Origin of the sequence: Dactylosporangium sp. NPDC049525 (assembly GCF_040676755.1) — a bacterium.
Taxonomy (GTDB): Bacteria; Actinomycetota; Actinomycetes; order Mycobacteriales; family Micromonosporaceae; genus Dactylosporangium.
Genome location: NZ_JBFAPO010000136.1, coordinates 1 through 5350 on the forward strand (window position 1 = coordinate 1; position 5350 = coordinate 5350).

Sequence of the window (5350 nt, forward strand, 5' to 3'; positions counted from 1 at the left end):
GCCGCGGCCGGCGCCGGCCCGGCACCCGCCGACGCACCGGTCGACCCGCTCGTCGACGACGTCGTCGCGGCCCTGATCGGCCTGGCCCCGCGCGGCACCCCGCCGCCGGCGCCCCCGGAGCCGGCCGAGGTCGGCGCCGCGCTGCGGGCCGTCGGCGCCACCGCGCTCATGTACCTGCACCCCACCGACCGGTCCGGGCGCACTGTCGGGGTCCTGTGCCTCGACGCGGCGACCGACCGGCTCGACGTGGCCGCCAACGTGCCGGTCACGGACCCGCTGGTGGCCGACGACCCGACCTGGTCGGCGATCGCCGAACGCTGGCTCGACCGCGGCACCGCGAGCGGGCTTCCCCGCGTCCTGGTCGCGGCGACCGGCGGCCTCGCGGGGATCGCGGTGCCCGCGGCCCGCACCGGGTCCGGCCGGCGGCTCGTCCAGGAGCTCGACGTGTCCCGCGTCGGCAGCGGCGGGGAGGTCGTGCGCCTCGCCGGGCGCGACGTCCGGCCGGTCGACGCCGACCCGGTCTTCGTGGTCAACCCACGCGGCGACCGCGCCGCCGAAATGATCGACATCATGGTCCTGCGGGAGCGGTACTATCCGCGTTCGACTTGCCTGGGCCGGGCCGCGGAGCCGGTCGACGGTGCCGGCACCGCCACCGACCTGGTGTCCCGGCTGGCCCGCGCGACGATGACGCACCTCGGTTGCGAGCTGCGGTCCGGGCCGGCGGCGGTACTGCTCGCCGACGGCGACGTGCTGGACCCGGGCGCGCTGCGGGCGGTGCGCGGGCTGGTCGTCCTGCCGCCGTCGGACGCCGACACGTTCGGCGCGGTGGCCTCGGCGCTGCTGGCCGCCGGGTGCACTGGGGTGGTCGGCTGGCTGCGGCCGGTCGCCGCGCCGGTCGCCGCGCTGGCGTACTTCATGCTGCACCGGGAACTCGTGGCCGAGCGGGCGGCGCCGGCGGCGGCGGTGGGATCGGTGCAGCGCTGGATGCTGGCCCGGGACCGGACGGTCCCACCGGATCTGCCCGCCGAGCTGGCCGTCACCGCCAGGACCGCCGACCTGGCCGCCCCCGCCCTGTGGGCGCCGCTGACATACCGGGGGCGGTGACCATGTCGAACCAGTCGCCCGAATGGTCGAACGCCATCGGGGAGATGCTGCTGCGCGAACTGCGCTGCGCGGTCGCCGCGCGGCTCGAGGAAGGTGTCGAGGCCGAGGCGGTGGCGGTCGACCTCACGAACCGGATCCGGCGGGTACGGGCGATGCGGGCCGGGCCGGCGGGCTGGCCCGACGACGGCGCGGCGCCGTGAGCGGTGGCTCCGCCGGGGTCTCGTCGCAATGGTGAAGGCGGCGTCACGCCGAGGGCGGCATCCACATCAGGCCGTAGCCGTGCCGCTGCTGGAGGTTCTCGAAGACCAGCCGGACCTGACCCGTGTGGTCGGGCAGGAGCGGCTGTTCGACCGGCCAGCGGGCGGGTTCGACGTCGTCGAACGACCACGGCGGCACCCCGTCGAGCCGCCAGAGACCGGTGGGCCGGCGTTCGGGGCCGAACCGCACCTCCAGCGTGATGTGGTCGCACGGGACCAGGGGCAGCAGGGTGAAGTGGGCGTGCGCCGACGTGCTGTGGGCGACTCTCGACTCGTGGACGGCGGGCAGCGCCGCGAGCCCGTGCTCGCCGATCGCGACCACCTCGCGGGTCTCGTGCAGCTCGGGCCGGACGGTGTCCAGGCGCAGCACGGTGCGCAGCGACCGCAGCCGCCAGCCGGGCTGCGCGTCGTCCTGCACCGTGGTGGTGTCGCGCAGCGCCGCGTGCGCGATGAGCCGGGTGGCGTGATCGACGCGGCGGCGGACCGTCCGCGGCGCGCACAGCTGCTCCGCCGCCAGGTGCGCCATGCGCTGCGACAGCTGCCGGTGTTGCCGGTCGCGATCGAGGGCGAACGCCACCAGCGCGGCCCGGGCCAGCTCCGGCGGAAGTTCGGCGCTGCGGGCGGTCAGCCACAACCGGACCCGGTCGTGGATCTGCCGGTCGTTGTCCGTCGCCTGGATTCCGCAGATCCGCGCCAGCACGGGACCGATCCGCTTGCCGAGATCGCGGTCCTGCAACCCCCATCCACGACGGACCCGGACCAGCTCCTGAACGAGATCGTCTTCGGCCGACACCGGTTTCTCCTTTCGGCGTTGCTGACCCCGTGAGCCCGGGCAGCGTAACGCCGGGATTGCCGATCTCTGTGTCGTCGACGTTCAATGTACGTATTTCTACGGACCCCCGATCCGGCGCCGCAACGATCATTACCGGCGGGTTGTCCAGCGAATGACCAGTCGGTCCGGCGGGGCCCGGCGCATCCGCTGACAGAGGCCCGCACCTGGCCAATCATGCGACCGGTGGCGCGTAAGGATATCGGTCGTGCGGGGCCAGCCGTTCAGCGCAGCGGTGGGCCGACCGGTCAATGTCGATGTCCACGGATAGGCACGGAGGCAGGCCGAAAGCTCTTCATTGCACCACCGACGTGGGATCTTTTGCATTGTAGGCTTTTGCGCCGCAGGCCGGTTCCGGCAGGCTGACGCCAACACCATTCGGAAGGGAGTCCGCAGTGCCTGATCCGGCCCGGGAGCTGGGGTGCGAACGGCCGGCGCTGGCGTTGATCGACCGGTGCGACGCCGACGACGCGCGCCTGGCGGATCTCGCCTCGACCGCGGTCGCCGCGATCCAGGCCCGGTTGCGGGCTGGCGACGATCCGCGCGACGTGGTGCGGGCGGTCGTGCGCATCGTCTTCGGTGCCGAGCAGGCAACGCTCAGGCTGGCCGACCCGGCGACGATCGACCGGATCGCCGCCGAGACGCTGCGCATCCTGGATTTCTGCGGCGGCTGACGCCGGTCGGCGAGACAGGCCCACGGGTCCCGGACCAACGTAGTCGTGTGTCACGCAGCGTGGTCGGGTTCCAACGTTCTGTGTCGTCGCCGCGTTCCGCGGATTACCGTATGACCGCGTGGAACTCTGGCTCGTCCGGGACGTCCCGGCCTGGCTCGTCGGCCTGGTCGTCGTCGCCGGGCTGCCCGCCCTCACCCTCGCCGTCGACGTGCTCGTGCACCGCGGCCTGCCGCACGAGCGGCTGCGCCGGTACAACGACGTCACCGGCGTCATCGTCGCGACCGTCGGCGTCGCCTACGCGATCGTCATCGGGCTGTGCGTGGTGTCGCTGTGGGAGGGCTACAAGGACGCCCAGGACACCGTGCGCAGCGAGGCGGTGAGCCTCACCCCGCTCGTCGCCGGCAGCGCGGTGTTCGGCGCCGACGTGCAGCGCTCGGTCGTCACCGAGATCGTCCGGTATGAGCAGGACATCGTCGACGGCTGGGACGAGCACCTCGGCGCCCGCCCCGACGGCCGCCGCATCGCCGACCTGGACCGGCTGACGGCGGTCGTCGCCGCGCTGCGCCCCGAGACCGAGGCCCAGCGCGCGTTCGTCCAGGAGGCGATGGGGACCATCGGCCGGGCCGAACAGTTCCGCCAGCAGGCCAAGACCGAGGCCGAGGAGCGTCAGATGTCGCCCGTGATGTGGATCGGGGTGCTCATGGCCACCGGGGCGCTGCTGTTCCTGTGCCCGTTCTTCGGCCTGGACGACCCCGTTGTCCGGCGGCTCCTGCTCGGCTTCGCCGGCGCCGTCATCGCCACCAACCTCTTCCTCGTCATCGAGATGAACTTCCCGTACTACGGCTCGTTCTCCGTCGACCCCGGCGCCCACCGCACCGTCGTGGAGAACCTGACCTCCGGCCGCTGAGCCGCAACCGCCGGCCGGTGACCGGCGGCGGTCAGGGGCGGTGGATGCCGGTGAGGGTCGCGGCCCGCTCCGGCGGCATGGGCTCCTCGACGACCCGGTGCGACCGCAGTGACGCGTGCAGCATCCGTCCCGGCGTGGTGCCGTCGGGCGGTGTGACGACGATGCCGACGTGGTGGACCCGTGCGCCGGGGCGTGCGAAGAAGTACAGGTCGCCGGGGCGTTCGCGGCCGCGGGGCACAGGGGTCGTCGCGGCCGACTGGTCGTGGGCGTCGCGGGGCAGGCGCACCCCGAGCCGGCGCCACACCAGGTGGACCAGGCCGGAGCAGTCGATGCCGAGGGAGGACAGGCCGCCCCATACGTACACGGCGCCGCGCAGGCGGCGGGCCACGGCGAGCACCTCGTCGCCCGCCGGCGGGCCCGGCGGCACCGGCGCGAGGTCGCCGGCTGGAACCCACAGCGGCCCGTCGCGACCGGCGACCCGCACCGGCAGCCAGCCGTCCGCCGCCGGGCCGGCCGGGGTCAGCAGGGTGCCGAGCGCGATGCCGGGGAGCACGACCGCCCCGGCGGGGGTTGCGGTGAGGGCGGTCGTCACCGCGTCGACCACCCGCGGCGCACCGCCTTCCGCCGCGGGTCCGGTCAGCTGCGCGGCGCGCATCCAGCCCGGGTAGCCGCGCGGGTCGAGCCCCCCGGCGGGCTGGCCGGGTGCGACCACCCGGGCCCAGCCGTCGGGGCGGACCTCGTCGACCAGCACGGGGTCGCCGAGCAGCAGCTGGGTGACCACGCCGCTGCCGGTCTGCTCCTCGGGTGTCATCGCGGCGATCCACGCGCCGATGTCGGGCTCGTCCCGCAGGGCCGCCGCGTCGCTGGGCCGGGTCCGGTCCGGCGCCGCCCACAGCGTCGCGACCGCCACCCCGACCGCCGCCGGGTTCACCGGTCCGCCAGGGTGACGCCGAGGCCCGGCAGGTCGGGCAGGTGCACGCGGTCCCGTTCGTACCGCGGCCCGCCCTGGACCGGCGAGGACGCGAGCCACCAGGCGGCGTCGAGGTCCGACACAGCCGTCGTGCCGTAGGCGGCGACGAGGCTCGCCGCGGCGCCCACCCCGACCTGGGTCTCCATCATCGAGCCGATCAGGGTCCCCATGTCGTGCGCGGCGGCCAGGTCCAGCAGGGTGCGGGCGGGACCGATGCCGCCGCACTTGGCGAGCTTGACGTTGACCAGGTCCGCGGCCCGCCGGCGGATCACCTCGACGAGGTCGCGGACGCCGAACACGGCCTCGTCGGCGAGGATCGGCACCCCGACCCGGTCGCTGACCCAGGCGAGCCCGTCGAGGTCGTGGCGGGCGACCGGCTGCTCGACGAGCTCGACGTCCAGCCCCGCGTCCTCGATGCCGCGGATGACGCGGACCGCCTGCCGCGGGGTCCAGCCCTGGTTGGCGTCCAGCCGCAGCAGCGCGTCGGGGCCGGCGGCCGCGCGGACGTCGCGGACCCGGGCTCTGCTCCTCGATGGTGACCACGTCCTTGCCGACGGCCGGGACGAGGACCTCGACCAGGTCCCGGACGTCCGAGCGGCGCCACCGCCG

Annotated in this window: 7 protein-coding genes; 4 read left to right on the top strand and 3 right to left on the bottom strand. The window is 74.7% G+C overall.

Going from position 1 to position 5350, the window contains the following annotated elements:
- On the top strand, positions 1–1104 hold a 1104-nt coding region (locus AB0K00_RS57480), incomplete at its 5' end, for a hypothetical protein (RefSeq protein ID WP_363540135.1).
- On the top strand, positions 1101–1304 hold the full coding sequence (locus AB0K00_RS57485; RefSeq protein WP_363540137.1) for a hypothetical protein: 204 nt from the start codon (positions 1101–1103) through the stop codon (positions 1302–1304). The genes AB0K00_RS57480 and AB0K00_RS57485, both read left to right, overlap by 4 nt.
- A gap of 43 nt (positions 1305–1347) precedes the next feature.
- Here the strand turns inward: AB0K00_RS57485 and AB0K00_RS57490 are convergent, their stop codons facing one another.
- A complete protein-coding gene (locus tag AB0K00_RS57490; RefSeq protein WP_363540139.1) occupies positions 1348–2154 on the bottom strand; it encodes a hypothetical protein in 807 nt (268 codons plus the stop codon).
- 431 nt (positions 2155–2585) lie between these two features.
- Between AB0K00_RS57490 and AB0K00_RS57495 the strand changes: the two genes are divergently transcribed.
- Both AB0K00_RS57495 and AB0K00_RS57500 read left to right on the top strand, forming a co-directional pair.
- Complete coding sequence (locus AB0K00_RS57495) at positions 2586–2864, top strand: hypothetical protein (protein ID WP_363540141.1); 279 nt, start codon at positions 2586–2588, stop codon at positions 2862–2864.
- A gap of 118 nt (positions 2865–2982) precedes the next feature.
- On the top strand, positions 2983–3771 hold the full coding sequence (locus AB0K00_RS57500) for a hypothetical protein (protein ID WP_363540143.1): 789 nt from the start codon (positions 2983–2985) through the stop codon (positions 3769–3771).
- A 31-nt stretch (positions 3772–3802) separates the two neighbouring features.
- On the opposite strand, the gene AB0K00_RS57505 is transcribed toward AB0K00_RS57500, so the two are convergent.
- Both AB0K00_RS57505 and AB0K00_RS57510 read right to left on the bottom strand, forming a co-directional pair.
- A complete protein-coding gene (locus AB0K00_RS57505; RefSeq protein WP_363540145.1) occupies positions 3803–4702 on the bottom strand; it encodes a C40 family peptidase in 900 nt (299 codons plus the stop codon).
- The coding region (locus tag AB0K00_RS57510; protein ID WP_363540147.1) for an enolase C-terminal domain-like protein at positions 4699–5350 on the bottom strand (652 nt) is incomplete at its 5' end. The genes AB0K00_RS57510 and AB0K00_RS57505, both read right to left, overlap by 4 nt.